The organism is Bradyrhizobium sp., from assembly GCF_035570375.1.
Classification (GTDB): Bacteria; Pseudomonadota; Alphaproteobacteria; order Rhizobiales; family Xanthobacteraceae; genus Bradyrhizobium.
Map to the genome: position 1 here is coordinate 28,918 of NZ_DATMLW010000131.1, position 16,986 is coordinate 45,903.

At 62.7% G+C, this 16,986-nt stretch carries 17 protein-coding genes; 14 read left to right on the forward strand and 3 right to left on the reverse strand.

The window, feature by feature from the left end:
* Positions 1 to 25: 25 nt before the first annotated feature.
* On the reverse strand, positions 26 to 1,105 hold the full coding sequence (locus VNX23_RS13985) for a branched-chain amino acid aminotransferase (RefSeq protein ID WP_325630900.1): 1,080 nt from the start codon (positions 1,103 to 1,105) through the stop codon (positions 26 to 28).
* A 410-nt stretch (positions 1,106 to 1,515) separates the two neighbouring features.
* Between VNX23_RS13985 and VNX23_RS13990 the strand changes: the two genes are divergently transcribed.
* From VNX23_RS13990 to VNX23_RS14000, 3 genes are all read left to right on the forward strand, one after another.
* Positions 1,516 to 2,076, forward strand: coding sequence for a MarR family winged helix-turn-helix transcriptional regulator (locus tag VNX23_RS13990; RefSeq protein ID WP_325630901.1), 561 nt, complete (start codon positions 1,516 to 1,518; stop codon positions 2,074 to 2,076).
* A 2-nt stretch (positions 2,077 to 2,078) separates the two neighbouring features.
* Positions 2,079 to 2,804 (forward strand): response regulator transcription factor, encoded by a 726-nt coding sequence (locus VNX23_RS13995; RefSeq protein WP_414642995.1) that lies wholly within the window; start codon positions 2,079 to 2,081, stop codon positions 2,802 to 2,804.
* A gap of 452 nt (positions 2,805 to 3,256) precedes the next feature.
* Positions 3,257 to 4,660, forward strand: a complete 1,404-nt coding sequence (locus tag VNX23_RS14000; RefSeq protein ID WP_325631018.1) for an ATP-binding protein — start codon at positions 3,257 to 3,259, stop codon at positions 4,658 to 4,660.
* A 153-nt stretch (positions 4,661 to 4,813) separates the two neighbouring features.
* Here the strand turns inward: VNX23_RS14000 and VNX23_RS14005 are convergent, their stop codons facing one another.
* Complete coding sequence (locus VNX23_RS14005; protein ID WP_325630904.1) at positions 4,814 to 5,113, reverse strand: hypothetical protein; 300 nt, start codon at positions 5,111 to 5,113, stop codon at positions 4,814 to 4,816.
* 189 nt (positions 5,114 to 5,302) lie between these two features.
* Here VNX23_RS14005 and VNX23_RS14010 point away from each other — a divergent pair, with 189 nt between their 5' ends.
* The 4 genes from VNX23_RS14010 to VNX23_RS14025 all read left to right on the forward strand — a co-directional run bounded on the left by VNX23_RS14010 (position 5,303) and on the right by VNX23_RS14025 (position 8,243).
* Complete coding sequence (locus tag VNX23_RS14010) at positions 5,303 to 5,773, forward strand: hypothetical protein (RefSeq protein WP_325630905.1); 471 nt, start codon at positions 5,303 to 5,305, stop codon at positions 5,771 to 5,773.
* 130 nt (positions 5,774 to 5,903) lie between these two features.
* On the forward strand, positions 5,904 to 6,614 hold the full coding sequence (locus VNX23_RS14015) for a ribonuclease T2 (protein ID WP_325630906.1): 711 nt from the start codon (positions 5,904 to 5,906) through the stop codon (positions 6,612 to 6,614).
* 129 nt (positions 6,615 to 6,743) lie between these two features.
* Positions 6,744 to 7,604, forward strand: a complete 861-nt coding sequence (locus tag VNX23_RS14020) for a 23S rRNA (adenine(2030)-N(6))-methyltransferase RlmJ (RefSeq protein ID WP_325630908.1) — start codon at positions 6,744 to 6,746, stop codon at positions 7,602 to 7,604.
* A 423-nt stretch (positions 7,605 to 8,027) separates the two neighbouring features.
* Complete coding sequence (locus VNX23_RS14025; RefSeq protein WP_027581161.1) at positions 8,028 to 8,243, forward strand: cold-shock protein; 216 nt, start codon at positions 8,028 to 8,030, stop codon at positions 8,241 to 8,243.
* Positions 8,244 to 8,439: 196 nt separating this feature from the next.
* Here the strand turns inward: VNX23_RS14025 and VNX23_RS14030 are convergent, their stop codons facing one another.
* A complete protein-coding gene (locus tag VNX23_RS14030; protein WP_325630911.1) occupies positions 8,440 to 9,066 on the reverse strand; it encodes an outer membrane protein in 627 nt (208 codons plus the stop codon).
* Between the two features lie 229 nt (positions 9,067 to 9,295).
* Between VNX23_RS14030 and uvrC the strand changes: the two genes are divergently transcribed.
* From uvrC to VNX23_RS14065, 7 genes are all read left to right on the forward strand, one after another.
* The gene (uvrC, locus tag VNX23_RS14035; protein ID WP_325630913.1) at positions 9,296 to 11,386 is read left to right on the forward strand and encodes an excinuclease ABC subunit UvrC; all 2,091 of its coding nucleotides are present in this window, start codon (positions 9,296 to 9,298) and stop codon (positions 11,384 to 11,386) included.
* 239 nt (positions 11,387 to 11,625) lie between these two features.
* The gene (gene pgsA / locus VNX23_RS14040) at positions 11,626 to 12,243 is read left to right on the forward strand and encodes a CDP-diacylglycerol--glycerol-3-phosphate 3-phosphatidyltransferase (protein WP_325630914.1); all 618 of its coding nucleotides are present in this window, start codon (positions 11,626 to 11,628) and stop codon (positions 12,241 to 12,243) included.
* On the forward strand, positions 12,240 to 12,491 hold the full coding sequence (gene moaD, locus VNX23_RS14045) for a molybdopterin converting factor subunit 1 (RefSeq protein ID WP_325630916.1): 252 nt from the start codon (positions 12,240 to 12,242) through the stop codon (positions 12,489 to 12,491). Before pgsA ends, moaD begins: the two co-directional genes overlap by 4 nt.
* A 26-nt stretch (positions 12,492 to 12,517) precedes the next feature.
* Complete coding sequence (locus tag VNX23_RS14050; RefSeq protein ID WP_325630918.1) at positions 12,518 to 12,985, forward strand: molybdenum cofactor biosynthesis protein MoaE; 468 nt, start codon at positions 12,518 to 12,520, stop codon at positions 12,983 to 12,985.
* Between the two features lie 14 nt (positions 12,986 to 12,999).
* A complete protein-coding gene (gene prmB, locus VNX23_RS14055; RefSeq protein WP_325631020.1) occupies positions 13,000 to 13,962 on the forward strand; it encodes a 50S ribosomal protein L3 N(5)-glutamine methyltransferase in 963 nt (320 codons plus the stop codon).
* Between the two features lie 149 nt (positions 13,963 to 14,111).
* Positions 14,112 to 15,458 (forward strand): aspartate aminotransferase family protein, encoded by a 1,347-nt coding sequence (locus VNX23_RS14060; protein WP_325630920.1) that lies wholly within the window; start codon positions 14,112 to 14,114, stop codon positions 15,456 to 15,458.
* 120 nt (positions 15,459 to 15,578) lie between these two features.
* Positions 15,579 to 16,982, forward strand: coding sequence for an EAL domain-containing protein (locus VNX23_RS14065; protein WP_325630921.1), 1,404 nt, complete (start codon positions 15,579 to 15,581; stop codon positions 16,980 to 16,982).
* Positions 16,983 to 16,986: the final 4 nt, after the last annotated feature.

The following is a 16,986-nucleotide window of genomic DNA, read 5'->3' on the forward strand; positions in this document are numbered from 1 at the left end:
ACTGACGCGGTTTAAGGTAGCCGGTTCACAAAACCTTTCGGATCCAGTTGTGCGGGTCGGCCGCGCGGCCGTACTGGATGTCGATAAGCTTCTTGCGCAGCCCCATGGCAACCGGGCCGGCCGCGCCACCGCTGATGAGAAAATCTCCGCTTGCCGAACACACCTTGCCGATCGGCGAGATGACCGCCGCCGTGCCGCAGGCGAAGGCCTCTTTCAGCTTGCCGCTTTTGGCATCAGCGCGCCATTGGTCGATCGAGTAGGCCTCCTCGCGTACATGCGTGCCGGAATCCTTCACCAGCGCGATGATCGAATCGCGGGTGATGCCCGGCAGGATCGTGCCAAGCGGCGGCGTCGACAGCGAACCATCGTCGAAGACGAAGAAGACGTTCATGCCACCGAGTTCCTCGACATAGCGGCGCTCGAGCGCATCGAGGAAAACGACCTGATCGCAGCCGTGATCGATGGCCTCGGCCTGCGCGCGCAGGCTTGCGGCGTAATTGCCGCCACATTTCACCGCGCCGGTGCCCCCGATCGCGGCGCGCGTGTAATTCTCCGACACCCAGATCGACACGGGCGCAGGTCCGCCCTTGAAATAGGAGCCGACCGGCGAGGCGATGACGGCAAAGGTGTATTCCGCTGATGGTTTTACGCCGAGGAAGACTTCACTGGCGATCATGAACGGCCGCAGGTAGAGGCTGCCTTCGCCCCCAGGCATCCAGGCGCGGTCGATGCGCACGAGTTCTTCGACCGCCTCGATGAATACGGGCTCGGGCAGCGGCGCCATCGCCATGCGCTCCGCCGAATTCCGGAAGCGGCGGGCATTGGCGTCGGGGCGAAACAGGTTCACGCCGCCGTCGTCGCGCTTATAGGCCTTGAGACCTTCGAAAATCTCTTGCGCGTAGTGCAGCACGGCTGTGGCAGGATCGAGCGGGAAATTGGCGCGGGATTCGACGCGCGCACTATGCCAGCCCTGCCCCTGATTGTAGCGCACCAAAGCCATGTGATCGGTGAAAATCCGGCCGAAGCCGGGGTCCACGAGCTTTGCCGCGCGCTCCTTCTCGGAGGTCGGAGTAGTCGCCGGCTCGATTTCGAATTTCACGCTCATTGTCCTGCTTCCCGCTGTCAAAACCGGCGCGATCTCCGCAGCCGGTCTGACCTCTCCGGGCCCGCCGTCCCGATTTCGGGCAGATCTATCTAACGAAACCGCCATGGCCTCTCTCCCGGATTGGCGCGATGGACACCACCGCGCCGCGGCGCCGTTGGTTCGTTGGACCTCAGCCGTTCCCGCCTTGCGGCCGGTTACCACAGCCGCGCGCCCTCAGGACACGCTTTTGTGGAATGCGGAAGTCCAGTATGTTTGCCGAAGCGCCGCTCGACAATCATATGGTCAACAGATTCGCGGCTCCGCAGCTCCTTTGACTATTCTTGACCACCCGGAACCTCGCCACGATCGAAGCGACTTAATATTTCGTCGTGGCTGGCTGTTTTGTAACATTGAACCCAAGATATGTCAATATGCCTGACGTAAATCTCTCAAGGCCCCCAGCAGCCACCACCACCGCCGATTCGAGGGGCGAGGGACGTGGACCGGTCCCGGCCGAACTGCGCTGGGACATCATCGAACTCCTGTTCTTCGCCTACCGCGATTTCGTCGGGGATGCCGACCATGAGCTCGAGGCCTTCGGCTTCGGCCGGGCGCACCACCGCGTGCTGCATTTCGTCCACCGCTATCCCGGACTGAAGGTTGCCGATCTTCTCGACGTGCTGCGGATCACCAAGCAATCGCTCGGGCGGGTGCTCAAGCAGCTTCTCGACGAAGGATATATCTTGCAGAAGGCCGGGAACAATGACCGCCGGCAACGCCTTCTTTTCGCCACCGCCAAGGGCGAGGCGCTGGTCGCCAGGCTCGCCGGCTTGCAGACGGCACGGCTGAACCGCGCACTGCGCGATGTCGGACCATCGGGCGCGGATGCGATCCGCCAATTCCTGCGCGCGATGATCGATCGCGACGATCCCGACAAGGTGCTGGAAGCCATTTTTGGAACCGGTACGACGACCGCGAAGGCAAAGGAATGACAATGGTGGCCGAGGCTGCAACCGTCGCACGAACGCGGCCGAAGCCGGCCGACGATGCCCCGCATCTGCTGCTGGTGGACGACGACCGCCGCATCCGCGATCTGTTGTCGCGCTTTCTCTGCGGGGAAGGTTATCGCGTGACTACGGCGATGAGCGCCAAGGACGCCCGCGCCAAGCTCAACGGCCTGAATTTCGACCTGTTGATCCTCGACGTGATGATGCCCGGCGAAACCGGCTTTGATCTGGTGAGATTCATCCGAGGCTCCTCATCGGTGCCGATCGTGATGCTGACGGCACGCCATGAGGCGGAAAGCCGGATCGAGGGCCTGCAAATCGGTGCCGACGACTATGTCGCCAAGCCGTTCGAACCACGCGAACTCGTCCTGCGGATCGGCAACATCCTCAAGCGCTCGGCGCCGCCGCCGGTGGAGACGCTGGAGCAGATCGCGTTCGGACCTTACGTCTATCACCTGGAACGCGGTGAACTCCGCCAGGGCGAAGAGGCCGTCCATCTCACCGACCGCGAGCGCGACATGCTGCGAATTCTTGCTCTTGCACGCGGCGAGACCGTGCCGCGCAGCGGTCTGACCGGCGGCGACACGGTCAACGAGCGCGCCGTCGACGTCCAGATCAACCGCCTGCGCCGCAAGATCGAACGCGACCCGGCGAGCCCGCTGTTCCTGCAGGCGGTCCGCGGCATCGGTTATCGCCTGGTCGCGTCGCCCTAACGCATGTGGACCGGTTGGAGCAGGATCGTCGTGATCAACCAATCTACCCGAGCGGTCTGTCTTCCCCCCTCCCCCTCGCGTGGAGGGAGTGCACATCCGCGGCCAACACTGTTCATCGTTATGTCGTCGAGTGCCCGCCCATGAGTACACTAGCGCCCACTTTCCGAAGTTCGCGCTCCGTCGCGGCACCACCCTTGCGCGAACTTCGGAAAGTTATGGGCACTAGAACTCCGATTCCGAAGTTCGCAAGCTATCGCGGCGACCTCTGATGCGAACTTCGGAATCAAAGGAGTTCTAGCAACTTGTTGATTCTAGTGCGGCTTTGAATTTGAAGTTCCTATCACCAACCTGCCGCGATACTAATAGGAACTTCAAATTCGCCGCACTAGCAAACCTATAATTCGAGTGGAGCTTTGGATTTGACGTTCGCATCCGAAAATCGCGGCAAGGGAGTGGCGAACGTCAAATCCGCTCCACTCGACACCGGTCTCACGCTGATCCGCACCGCCGCGGAACGGGTTTCCGCAGCCAATGGCCGGATGGGCAACGCGTTCAAGAGCTGGATGCCGACCGGGCTCTATGCCCGCGCGCTCCTGATCATGATCGTGCCGATGGTGGTGCTGCAATCGGTGGTGGCGTTCGTGTTCATGGAGCGGCACTGGAACACGGTCACGCGGCATCTCTCGGCCGCGGTGGTGCAGGACATCGCCGCCCTGATCGACGTCTACAAGGTCTACCCCCAGGACAAGGACCGCGCGCAACTTCGGCGCATCGCCCAGCAACGGCTGGGACTGCTGGTCGATTTCCTGCCCGTTGATGACTTGCCGCCGCCCGGTCCAAAGCCGTTCTTCTCGCTGCTCGACCAGACGCTGTCGCGCCAGCTTGGACGGCAGATCGCCAAGCCGTTCTGGATCGACACCGTCGGCCGCTCAAACCTGGTCGAAATCCGCATTCAGCTCGACGACGCGGTGATGCGAATCTTCGCCCAGCGCAGCGCGGCCTATGCCTCTAACTCGGAAATCTTCCTGTTCTGGATGGTCGGCACTTCGTCGATCCTTCTGATCGTCGCGGTCCTGTTCCTGCGCAACCAGATCCGGCCGATCCTGCGCCTGGCCGATGCCGCCGAGAGTTTCGGCAAGGGCCGCGAGGCGCCCAATTTCCGTCCCCGCGGGGCGCGCGAGGTGCGCCGCGCCGCGCAAGCCTTCATCGAGATGAAGTCGCGCATCGAGCGCTCGATCGAACAGCGCACGGCGATGCTGGCCGGCGTGTCGCACGACCTGCGCACCATCCTGACCCGCTTCAAACTCGAACTGGCGCTGATCGGGGACAGTCCGGAAGTCGACGCCATGCGCAAGGACGTCGACGAGATGTCGGGCATGCTGGAGGCTTACCTTGCGTTTGCGCGCGGCGATACCGGCGAGCACGCGCAGCCGACCGACATGGCCCAGGCGCTGGAGGAACTGCGCAGCGATGCCGAGCGCCACGGCCATGCTGCGACCGTGGCCTTCCACGGACTCCCTGTCGTGACAGTGAAGCCGGCCTCGTTCAAGCGCTGCCTCGCCAACCTGGTGTCGAATGCCGCCCGGCATGCCAATGCGATTTCGATCACCGGCCACCGCGATCACCGCTACCTCACCGTGACGGTCGACGACGACGGGCCGGGTATTCCCCCTGCCATGCGCGAGGAAGTGTTCAAACCGTTCCTCAGGCTTGACGACGCGCGCAACCAGGACGAGGGCGGAACGGGGCTTGGGCTCGCAATCGCGCGCGACATCGCGCGTTCCCATGGCGGCGACATCACCCTTGGCGACAGTCCGATGGGCGGACTGCGCGCCGCCGTGCGGGTACCGGTTTAACCAGCGGCTATTTCGGCAACAGGCCCCTGAGCTTTTCGGCATCCTTGATGTTGCCGCCGGGCATCACGATGTCGCCTGGTTTCTGGTGCGGTTTTTTGAATTTGGAGTTCCTATGATGAGATTGCAGCAGCACCGATAGGAACTTCCACCGCGCTAGTACAAGGTGCGCAGCGGACGTTCATTGGCGCCATACGGCACCCAGCGGCAGGAAAACGAGACGTAACCGCCATACTGCGGATCCACCGCCAGAAATTTCACCACCTTGCCGTAGGACGCACAATGATCGACGGCGAGTTGCCGGGCATCCACCCGCTGGGCCAGTTCATAGGCGATGATGCCGCCGGTATCGTTGCCCTTGAACGGCGGGACGTAATTGAAGATATCGGCGCGCGCGGGCGCGCCCGCCAGCATGCCGCCAACGGCGATCAGAGTAAGGGCCCCGGTGATTCGCATCGTTCACTCCGTTGTGCTTGCGAAGCACCATAAGGCGCATCGTTTGCCGTGAAAAGAACGGTGGAGGGCTGGAAATCGAGTAATTGGCCAGTGTTGCCGCGTTGCACTTGACCTCGGCGGGGCTTCGCGGCACGGTTTGCAATGTTCGATCACCCGTCCAGAGCCCTACACCACCAGCGGCGACCGACCATGCGCGACCTTTTCTTCATTGCCAGAAAGATCAGCCTGAACGTGGCGCTTGGCATGCTGTTTGGCCTGTTCGTGTCCGGCCAGGCAGCCGAGGCGGCCAATCCGCTGGAGCTGAATTTCTGGCTGTCAGGCCCGAAATATGACGGCCGGGTCGCACCTTGCGAAGCTGCGCTCGGCACGATCACTTCGCAATTCGAGGAAAAGGAGAGCACGTTCTGGAATTCCGCCTTGCGGATCACGGCCTATGGCCGGATTCACGAAACCGCGTTCCGGCCCTGGCAATCGGATAACATCCCGCGTCGCTATTGCAGCGGCGATGTGATGCTGAACGACGGCAGGGTGCGCCGCGTTCACTACTCGATCATCGAGGATGGCGGCTTCGCCGGCTATAACCAGGGCATCGAATGGTGTGTCACCGGGCTAGACCGCAACTGGGCGTATAACCCCGCCTGCAAGGCAGCGGGGCCCTGATTCGACGATAATTTTCCGCTTTCCCACCCGGCCGCGCCCCGTCCGACGTCGACGCGCGCGCATTTTGTTCTTGAAATGTTCTTCCCGGATGCTAGGCTTCGAGCACAGGTTGTGGAATGAGGGCATCACCATGTCTGGGTTTCGATTGGGGTGGATAAGGCGGATTTTGGCGGCCACCGGCCTCCTTGGTGCGGCAGTGATCGGCATCGGCGCGGCGGGCACCGCTTCGGCGCAGGATCGCCGGCAGAACGCCCCGGGTGAATTCGATTTCTACGTGCTGTCGCTGTCGTGGTCGCCATCGTTCTGCGAAGAGGCGGCCGAACGCGGCCATAGCGGGCGGTCACAACAGGCCCAGTGCGGCGGGCGGCCGTTTTCCTTCGTGGTCCACGGTCTGTGGCCGCAATATGAGCACGGCTTTCCCAATTATTGCGAACGGCCGGCGCCGCGGCTCGACCGAAACATCATGACCTCCATGCTCGATCTGATGCCGGCGCCCGGGCTGATCTTCAATGAATGGGACAAGCACGGCACATGTTCGGGGCTTTCCCCGCGCGCCTATTTCGAGACGGTTCGCAAGGCGCGCGCGGCGGTGAAGATTCCGCCTGAATTCATCGAATTGTCCGATCCGAAGACGATTTCACCGGCGGACATCGAAGACGCTTTCGTCAGGGTCAATCCGGGCCTCTCCAATGCCGCGGTTGCCGTCACCTGCAACAGGTCGCGCTTGAGCGAAGTGCGCATCTGCATGAGCAAGGACCTGCAGTTCCGCGCCTGCGATGAGATCGACCGCCGCGCCTGCCGGCGCGACCAGGTGCTGATGCCTCCTGTGCGCGGCGGCTGAGCGCGTTCGCAAAGCACAGCTTCACCTTCATTTTCGGCAGGGCGAAAGCCACTTGGGGCCATCGATGCGTCGTTCTGCCGGCCATGGATTGCTTCGCCTGGCTGGCAATGACGTGGTAACCCCGCTGCCATGAACTATCGCCACGCCTTTCACGCCGGTGGCTTTGCCGACGTCCTCAAGCACATCGTGCTGACGCGTATTCTGCTCTATCTGCAGGGGAAGCCGGCCGCGTTTCGCCTGATCGATACCCATGCCGGCGCCGGCGTCTATGATTTGACCGGTGAGGAAGCCCAACGCGGAGGCGAATGGCTCACCGGCATTGCCCGCATCATGCAGGCGCGCTTCTCGCAAGCCACCGCATCGCTGATCAAGCCCTATCTCGACATCGTCAGGGCGTTCAACCCGCGCGGGGCCGAACTCGAGGCCTATCCCGGCTCGCCGCTGATCGCGCGCGCCTTGCTGCGGCCGCAGGACCGGCTGACCGCATGCGAACTCGAGCCGAAAGCGCACAAGAAGCTGGTCGACGCGCTGCGGCGAGACCGCCAGGCCCGCGTGGTCGAACTCGATGGCTGGGTCGCGTTGCCGGCCTTCGTGCCGCCGAAAGAGCGGCGCGGTCTCATCCTGATCGATCCGCCATACGAGCAGAAGGACGAGTTTGAGCGGCTCGCCGCGGGCTTTGCGGAAGCCTTCGCGAAATGGCCCAGCGGCAGCTACCTGTTGTGGTACCCGGTCAAAAGCCGCCGGGTCACGGAGGAATTGGCGAGGCAGGTCGCCGAAGCGGTTGGGCGTACGAGCCCTCCCGGAGAATGCCTGCGACTCGAGTTCAGCGTCGCGCCCGAGAGGCCAGGCACCGCGCTGGCCTCGGCGGGTCTTCTGGCGGTGAACCCGCCGTGGACGCTGATGGGAGAGCTCAAGGCCATCCTGCCCGAACTTGAAAAGCCGCTCGGCCAGGGCGGCGCCGGCCGGTGGAGACTGGTGCGGTTGATTTGACACTCGCGTCCCTGTCGCCGCGTGCCTTGGTCGCCAATGTCAAATCCAAAATCGCACTAAAATCCTGTATTTGTGGCGTCCGCGCGGGGTCGGACATTTGCAAGAGCGCTTCCCGCAAGAGGAAGCGGATGTCCGAGCCGGGAGACTCGAGAGCGCCTAAACCTTAACCAGGCCGGCCCGCCGCCCGGCCTTAAAAGTCCGATAGGCAATTTGCCGGGAACCGTATTATGCTCAAGCCATTGGGATCGGCTTTACGTTCCGCTTCCGCGAATGGTAGCGGCGGAGTGAAGGCCTTCTTCTATTAATTTGTGGCGGATCCAGGCTCATCGCCTGAACGCCGGGATGGCCAGACTTCCGACAGCGAATATCCGACCCACCGATACGCGTTGGCGTAGCGGCGGAGCAATGCGGGGAGGTTTCCCTATGGCCATGACTGGTACGGTCAAGTTCTTCAACGGAGAACGCGGCTATGGCTTCATCAAGCCCGATGACGGCGGACGCGATGTTTTCGTCCACATCACGGCTGTGGAGCGTGCCGGATTGAAGGATCTGACCGAAGGACAACGTATTACATTTGATGTCGAACCGGACAAGAAGGGCAAAGGCCCCAAGGCGGTTAACCTCGTGATTTCTTCCTGAGCCGTTTCGATTTTCAGACGTCTCGGAAAATTTCTTTTTTCGATGCGTCCTGTTGACGCGGGGTCGAGACGACGATTGAAAGCTCGACGCGTATTTTTCACGCGAAGGACGTTCCCACTTCGCTCAAAAGCGCTTTGACAAAAAAATCCCGGCCGTAGTGCGGCCGGGAAATTTGCTGCTGATTTTCTTGTTGCTCTCAGAAGCGATAGTTCACACCGGCACGAAGCAGCCCGAAGTGATAGCCGTTTTGAACGCCGGTGATCGTGAAGTTGCTGTCGCTGAGATCGACAAAGAGGAACTCAAATCGTGTGCTCCAGTTCGGAGTGAGACCGAATTCGGCGCCAAGGCCCGCGGTCCAGCCGGCGTTGGTGTGTGTCTCCGAGAGACCGAACGTCTCGCCGCGCAATTCACCGAACGCAAGACCCGCGGTGCCGTAAAACAGGATGTTGTTGAACGCATAGCCGGCGCGGCCACGCACCGTGCCGAACCATGGGTTTGAGAACTTCCACGGAGCGAACGTATCGGAGGCGCCGGTCGCCTGGAGGTCGCCTTCGACACCGAACACCCATGGGCCGGTCTGGAAGAAGTTATAACCGGCCTGCGCGCCGCCTACGAAACCCGATGGCCTGGTCACACTATTGTCGACGGAGCCCCAGGCCCAACCGAGATTTCCGCCGAGATAGGGCCCTGCCCAGCTATAGATATTGAGCGGCTGGTTGACGGTGTATGGGGCGCGCGATCCGTAATAGAGATCGGCTGCCTCAACCGAAGCCGTCCCGGTCGCGGCAATCAGCGCTGCCGCGCCCAAAGCGATCCTGCTCATCCCTCACACTCCCCAACACACTCGCCGTGACCGTTGGTTTCAGTCGCGAAAAAAATGCGCGTCGTGACGACCGGCGTGGTTACGGAATTCCACCCTTTGTCGACAGGATTTATCGAGACTTTTAAGTTAAGGGGTTGTTAAGGCCTCTCGCAGGGTGCTTTTTAGTCTTAAGAGAGCGTTACCGGCGCGACTGGCGCTGCGCGATGGCGGCGCTTAAATCTTCAAGGCCATGGCTCACGATTCTACCGATCAGGCGAAGGCATCCGACCGGCGGAAAGCTCCGTCCGGCTCCGAACCGATCGCTGCGGAACCTGACTTGCCGCCGCAGGAATTGGCCGCGGGCGATATCGACCCTGCCACCGTCAACGCCGAGGAGGAGGATGAGGCGCGGCTGCCGGAAATCGCCGAGGAAAATGCCGAGCCGGTCGCCGAAGGTCCGCTCGCGATCGGCCATGCAGCGATCGAAAACGCGGTGCGCCTGGCACCGATCTCGCCGGGCGTCTACCGCATGCTCAACGCAGCCAACGACGTCCTCTACGTCGGCAAGGCCAAGAATGTCCGCAAGCGGCTCGCTTCCTATGCGAGGCTGACCGCCCCCCAGCCCGCGCGCATCCAGCGCATGATCGCAGCTACCGTTGCGGTGGAGATCGTCTCCACCGCGACCGAGACCGAAGCGCTGCTGCTCGAGGCCAATCTGATCAAGCAGTTGCGGCCGCGCTTCAACGTGCAACTGCGCGACGACAAATCGTTCCCCTATATCCTGATCACGGGCGATCACTGGGCGCCGCAGATTCTCAAGCACCGCGGCGCCCAGACCCGCCCGGGCCAGTATTTTGGGCCATTCGCCTCGGCAGGTGCGGTCAATCGCACCATCACGGCGCTGCAGCGCGCCTTCCTGGTGCGCTCGTGCACCGATTCGTTTTTTGAGAGCCGCACGCGGCCGTGCCTGCTCTACCAGATCCGCCGCTGTTCGGGACCCTGCACCGGGGAAATCGATTTTCCCGGCTACACCGAGCTCGTGCGCGAAGCCAAGGACTTCCTGTCGGGTCGCAGCCACGCCGTGAAACAGCAACTGGCGGGCGAGATGGAGAGGGCTTCTGCCGCGCTCGAATTCGAGACCGCAGCTCTCTATCGCGACCGTCTTGCGGCGCTGTCAGCGATCCAGTCGCAACAGGGCATCAATCCGCGCACGGTCGAGGAAGCCGACGTGTTCGCCATCTACCAGGAAGGCGGATATTCCTGTGTCGAGGTGTTCTTCTTCCGCACCGGGCAGAACTGGGGCAACCGCGCCTATTTCCCGCGCGCGGAGAAATCGTTCACGCCGGAGGAGGTGCTGGCCTCGTTCCTTGCGCAGTTCTACGACGACAAGCCGCCGCCCAGGCTCGTATTGCTGTCGCACACGATCGAGGAAGCCGAGTTGCTGGCGAACGCGCTCTCGGTCAAGGCGGGCTTTAAGGTCGAGGTCGCAACACCGCGGCGCGGCGAGAAAAAGGAATTGATCGCGCATGCGCTCACCAACGCGCGCGAGGCATTGGGACGCAAGCTCGCCGATACGGCAACGCAAGGCCGGCTGCTGGCCGGGCTTGTCACCACGCTCGGCCTGCCGCATCCGCCGCAGCGGATCGAGGTCTACGACAATAGTCACATCCAGGGCACCAACGCGGTGGGCGCGATGATCGTGGCCGGCCCCGACGGCTTCATCAAGAACCAGTACCGCAAGTTCAACATCAAGGCCGAGGGGCTGACGCCCGGCGATGACTACGCGATGATGCGCGAGGTGCTGCAACGGCGCTTCAAGCGGCTGGTGACACCGCCGGCCGAAGACAGTGCGGTCAGGTCCCGCCGCGACGACGATAGTTTTCCGCAATGGCCTGACCTGGTCATCATCGACGGCGGCCGCGGCCAGCTCAACGCGGCAAGGGAGATCTTCGACACGATGGGCTTGACGCAGGTTTCGCTGCTGGCGGTCGCCAAGGGACCGGACCGCGATGCCGGCCGCGAAACCCTGTTCATGCCGAATCGGGACGCACTCAAACTCGAGCCACGGGACCCGGTCTTGTATTTCATCCAGCGGCTGCGCGACGAGGCCCACCGGTTTGTCATCGGTTCCCATCGAAAATTGCGCAAAAAAGACATTCGCGAGGCCGGACTGCAGGAAATCCCCGGGATCGGCCCCTCACGCAAACGTGCCTTGCTGCACCATTTCGGAACCCTGAAGGAGATCGAGCGGGCCTCGATCGCCGATCTTGGCAAGGTTCCTGGTGTCAGCGCGGAAAGCGCGCGCAAGATTTTCGAGTTTTTCCACTCCCAGCTGGGGTAAAATTGAACCGGGTCATCCCGCTGCGGCGCCGCGGACGGTTGACCTTCACACTTCAGCGGTATTGGTACCAGTGCCGCCCATTTGAAGTTCCTGCACTGCAAGCGGCAAACTTTGTCCAGGAACTTCAAATGGTAAAGCGGCACTAGAATCGATAATTTGCTGGTGCCCATGACTTTCCGAAGTTCGTGAAAGGTGGGTGCGGCGGCGTAGCACGAACTTCGGAAAGTGGTGCACCAGGAATGAACATCGCGACGACCAGGGGGGTGGCGAAAACCTCGCTCTCCCTGCCCAACATTCTGACCTATGCCAGGATTGCCGCCATCCCGGTGGTGGTTGGCTGCATCTATGTGCAGTCCATCATGGACGGCCCGCTCTGGCTCAGATGGATGGCGCTGGCCGTGTTCCTCGCCGCCGCGGTCACCGACTTCCTCGACGGCTATTATGCGCGAATCTGGGACCAGCAATCGGCCTTCGGGCGGATGCTCGATCCGATCGCCGACAAGCTGCTGGTGGCCTCCTGCCTGTTGATGCTCGCCGCCGACGGCATCATCCACGGCTGGACGCTGTGGGCGGCGATCGTGATCCTGTGCCGGGAGATTCTGGTCTCGGGCCTGCGCGAATACCTCGCCGCACTGCGCGTCAGCGTGCCCGTCACCAAGCTTGCCAAATACAAGACCACGATTCAGCTGGTGGCGATTGGCTTCCTGCTCGCGGGCGAAGCCGGCGACCAGGTCATCCCGTTCACCACCCAGGTTGGCATATCGTTGCTGTGGATCTCCGCGCTTTTCACGATCTATACCGGCTGGGACTATTTCCGTGCCGGCATCCATCACCTCATGAAGGAGGATGAGGGATGAAGGTGAAATATTTCGCCTGGGTCCGCGAGCGGGTCGGCAAATCCGAGGAAACCATCGAGCCGCCGGAAAGCGTGCGGACGATCGAAGACCTGATGGCGTGGCTCGCCAGGCGCGGCGAGACCTACGCCCACGCCTTCGAGACGCCAAAGGTGATCCGCGCGGCGATCGACCATGCCCATGTCAGGGCGGACGCCACCATCGCCGGCGCGCGGGAGATTGCGTTCTTTCCGCCGATGACCGGCGGCTGAATCCATTTTCGGGCTCGCCAGTTCTCATGACCGCCAACGTCACGATTCGAATCCAGCAGGCCGATTTCGACATCGCGCGTGAGATATCCGCTCTCACCAGGGGCCGCACCGATATCGGCGCGGTCGTGAGCTTCAGCGGCATTTGCAGGGACGGCGACGACGGGAGCCCAATCGCGGCCCTGACGCTCGAGCATTATCCCGGCATGGCGGAAGCGGAAATCGCACGGCACGTTGAGACCGCGATGTCGCGCTGGCCCCTGACCGGCGTGAGCGTGATTCACCGCGTCGGTCGCATCGCGCCCGGTGAAAATATCGTGCTTGTGCTGACCGCGTCGGTGCATCGGCAGGCGGCGTTCGCCGGCGCGGAATTCCTGATGGACTACCTGAAGGCCAACGCACCGTTCTGGAAGCGTGAGGAGAGTGGCAGCGGAACGAGCTGGGTCGAAGCGCGTCACCACGACGACGAGGCGGCGGCGCGCTGGACCAAGCCCTGATGGCCAGGATCCAGATGGCGAAGCGCGTCAAATCACCCGCCAAGCGTTCCCGCGCCGCATCGAAACTCGCCGAGGTCAGACCCGGCGAACTGGTGACGCTGCTCGATTTCGTCCGTTTCGCGGTAAGCCGCTTTGTCGAAGCCAAACTGACCTTCGCCCATGGCACGACCGATCCGGTTGCGGAAGCGGCATTTCTGGTTTGCGAGACGCTGCACCTTCACCCCGACCAGTTCGACACGTTCGCGACCGCGCGGGTCACCGCGCGCGAGGCCAAATCGATCCTCGACCTGATCGCCCTCCGCGTCGCCTCGCGAAAACCTGCCGCCTATCTCGTCAACAAGATCTACATGCGCAGCCTGCCCTTCCATGTCGACGAGCGGGTGATCGTCCCGCGCTCCTATATCGGCGAGTTGCTGGATTCACATTTCGGCGGGCGCGACGACCAACCAGCCGCGTTGATCGAAAACGCAAGCGCGGTGGAAAACGTCCTCGATCTATGCACCGGCTCCGGCTGTCTTGCCATTCTCGCCAGCCGGACCTTTCCGAACGCGAAGATCGATGCGGTAGACATTTCCAGAGAGGCTATCGAGGTCGCCGCGCGCAATGTGGCCGATTACGGCCTTCAAGATCGGGTGATGTTGCACCGCGGCGACCTGTTCGCGCCGCTTGGCGACAAGCGTTACGACCTGATCATTGCCAATCCGCCGTATGTCGATGCCGAAGGCTTGGCCGCGCTGCCGCGCGAATGCCGCGCCGAGCCGAAGCTCGCCTTCGACGGCGGTGCCGACGGTCTTGAGGTCATCGGTCGCATATTGAGCGAGGCCAGGCGCCACCTGACGCCCGAGGGCGGGCTGTTGTGCGAAATCGGCCGCTGTCGCCCGGCGCTCGAGGCGGCCTGTCCGGAAAGCGAATTTCTCTGGCTCGAAACCGAAGATTCGCAAGGCGAGGTTTTCTGGATTCGCGCCGCGGATCTGTGAAATTTTCGGAAGAAGTCAGCCGCCTTACCAGCCGAATGTTACTTATCACGGCCTGATTGACCGTAAAGCAATCCCGTTCGTGGTATTCGAGGTCCGAAACTGCTAGTTTGGCCGCCAACAGCCATATCCCAAAACTTCAAGAGGCCCCCATGCTGGACAAGAGCCCACGCCCCAATGCGGTCAACGTACCCAACGACCTGGCCGCGCACTGGATGCCGTTCACCGCCAACCGGGCCTTCAAGAAGGCGCCGCGGATGCTCGCCGGCGCAAAGGGCATGCATTACATCACGACCGACGGACGCAACATCATCGACGCTGCCGCCGGGATGTGGTGCACCAATGCAGGGCATGGCCGCGAGCGGATTTCCGAGGCCATTGCGAGGCAAGCCGCCGCGCTCGACTATGCGCCGCCGTTCCAGTTCGGCATCCCGCAGGCATTCGAACTCGCCGGCCGCGTCGCCGACCTCGCGCCGGCGGGGCTCGATCACGTGTTCTTCTGCAATTCCGGATCGGAAGCCGTCGACACCGCGCTCAAGATCGCGCTGGCCTATCACCAAATCTCCGGCCAGGGCAGCCGCACCCGTCTGATCGGCCGCGAGCGTGGCTATCACGGCGTCGGATTCGGCGGCACCTCAGTCGGCGGCATCGTCAACAACCGCCGACTGTTCGGAACGCTGCTCGCCGGCGTCGACCATCTGTCCCACACCTATGACCGCGAGAAGCAGGCCTTCACCAAAGGCGAGCCGGAATATGGCGCGCATTTCGCCGAGGAGCTCGAGCGTCTGGTCAACCTGCATGGCGCAAACACCATCGCCGCCGTGATCGTCGAACCGATGGCGGGATCGACCGGCGTGATCCCGCCGCCCAAGGGCTACCTCAAGCGGCTGCGCGAAATCACCCAGAGGCACGGCATTCTCCTGATTTTCGACGAAGTCATCACCGGCTTTGGTCGTCTCGGTTTCGCCTTTGCCGCCGAGCGTTACGGCGTGCTGCCGGACATGATCACCTTTGCCAAGGGCGTCACCAATGGTGCCGCTCCGATGGGTGGCGTCGTCGTGCGCGACACGATCCACAACGCCTTCATGAACGGCCCGGAACATGTCATCGAACTCGCCCATGGCTATACCTATTCGGCCCATCCCCTGGCCTGCGCCGCCGGGCTTGCAACACTCGAAATCTACCGTGAGGAGAAGCTGTTCGAGCGCGCCCGTGCGCTGGAGCCCAAATTCATCGACGCCGTAATGTCGCTGAGAAACGAGCCCAACGTGCTCGACATCCGCACTGTCGGGCTCACGGCGGGGATCGACCTTGCCGCGCGCCCCGATCAGATCGGAAAACGGGGCTTCGACGGGCTCAACAGCGCGTTCTTCGATCACGACCTGATGCTGCGGATCGCCGGCGATACCCTCGCCTTGACCCCGCCCTTGATCGTCAGCGAAGACCAGATCGGGGAGATCGTCGAGAAGGTGGCCAGGGTGATCCGCGCGGTGGCCTGACTGCGGCCGGTTCCCCGGCGGATGAAAAATAACAACATTCGTCCGGCGAATCAGCAATGGTGATAGGATCGGTGACCGCTTCAGTCAGAAGCGGGCATCGGGTGGGGGGACGTTCGCTAGATGATTCGCATTTCCACGATTTTCATCGCGATCTGCATGGTGCTGGTCGCAGCGTCCCTGGGCCTGGTCCTGTACTCGGTCGCAGGAATCAGCGGAACGGAATCGGCGATTGTCGCGCTCACCGCGCTGACCTTCCTGATCCTCTACAATGCCGTATCGATGCGGCTGCGCGACCGTACCGACGTCGGCAGCCAGATCGCGGACCTGTCGCGCGGCACCGCCGATCTTGCCCGTCAGGTCGCCGAATTCGGCCGCCGGCTCGCCGCAGTCGAAGGCCGGCTCGCTTCGGCCAATGCTGCGGGTGCTGACCGCATTCAGGCGGTGGCGGGGGAGATCAGCGAACTCGGCGGGCTCGTCAAACAGCTCGCGGTCTCCGTTGCGAGCCACGACGACATCCTGTCCGCGGGCCTTCCCGCCAACAAGGTGGAGGACGAACCAAAGGAGCAATCGCCCGCCGCCGCGGCCGCGAATGGCGTGACCACGGCGCTGGCGCCGCCCGTCGTCGCGGCCAGCAAATCTGCCTCTTCCCGCAGCGAAGCCCAGATCCTTGCCGCCGTGAAGGCTGCGATCGAGGAAAACCGGCTCGAAATCTACCTGCAGCCGATGGTGACCTTGCCGCAACGCAAGGTTCGTTTCTATGAAGCCGTGACGCGGATGCGTGACGAGAACGATCAGATCGTTCCGGCCGAAGATTTCATCCGCGTCGCGGAAGCTGCCGGACTGATCGGGCGGATCGATCACATGGTGATGCTGCGCTGTGTGCAGGTGCTTCGCCGGCTGATGGTGCGCAACAAGGACGTCGGCGTGTTCTGTAACCTGGCGGCGGCGACGCTCGGCAATCCCGTGACCTTCACCCAATGCCTTGATTTCCTCGAAGCCAACCGCGCGTTGGCGCCCTCGCTCGTCATCGAATTCAAGCAGGCGGCGTTCCGCAAGCTTGGCCCGACGGAAAGCGAACATCTCGCGGCGCTGGCGCAGCGCGGCTATCGCTTCTCGATCGATCACGTCACCGATCTGAGGATCGAACCGCGCGAACTCGCCGACCGCGGTGTCCGCTTCATCAAAGTCCCCGCCGCGCTGCTGCTCGATCCGAAGCGGTCTTCGACTTCGGACATTCACCCGTCCGACCTTTCCGACCTGCTCGGCCGCTTCGGCATCGATCTGATCGCCGAACGGATCGAGGGCGAACGCGCCGTGGTCGATCTGCTCGATTACGACGTGCGGTTCGGCCAGGGATTTCTGTTTGCGCCGCCCCGTCCGGTGCGCCCCGAGGGCGCACCTGCCAATGGCACCGTCCATCAGAGCAGGGCGCAGGAAACCAATGGCTCCGGCAAGCCAGCGATCGAGCCGGCTCGCGCAACCGGCAACGCCGCACTGGCGCGCCGTGCCGCCGGCCCCGTCTGACAGG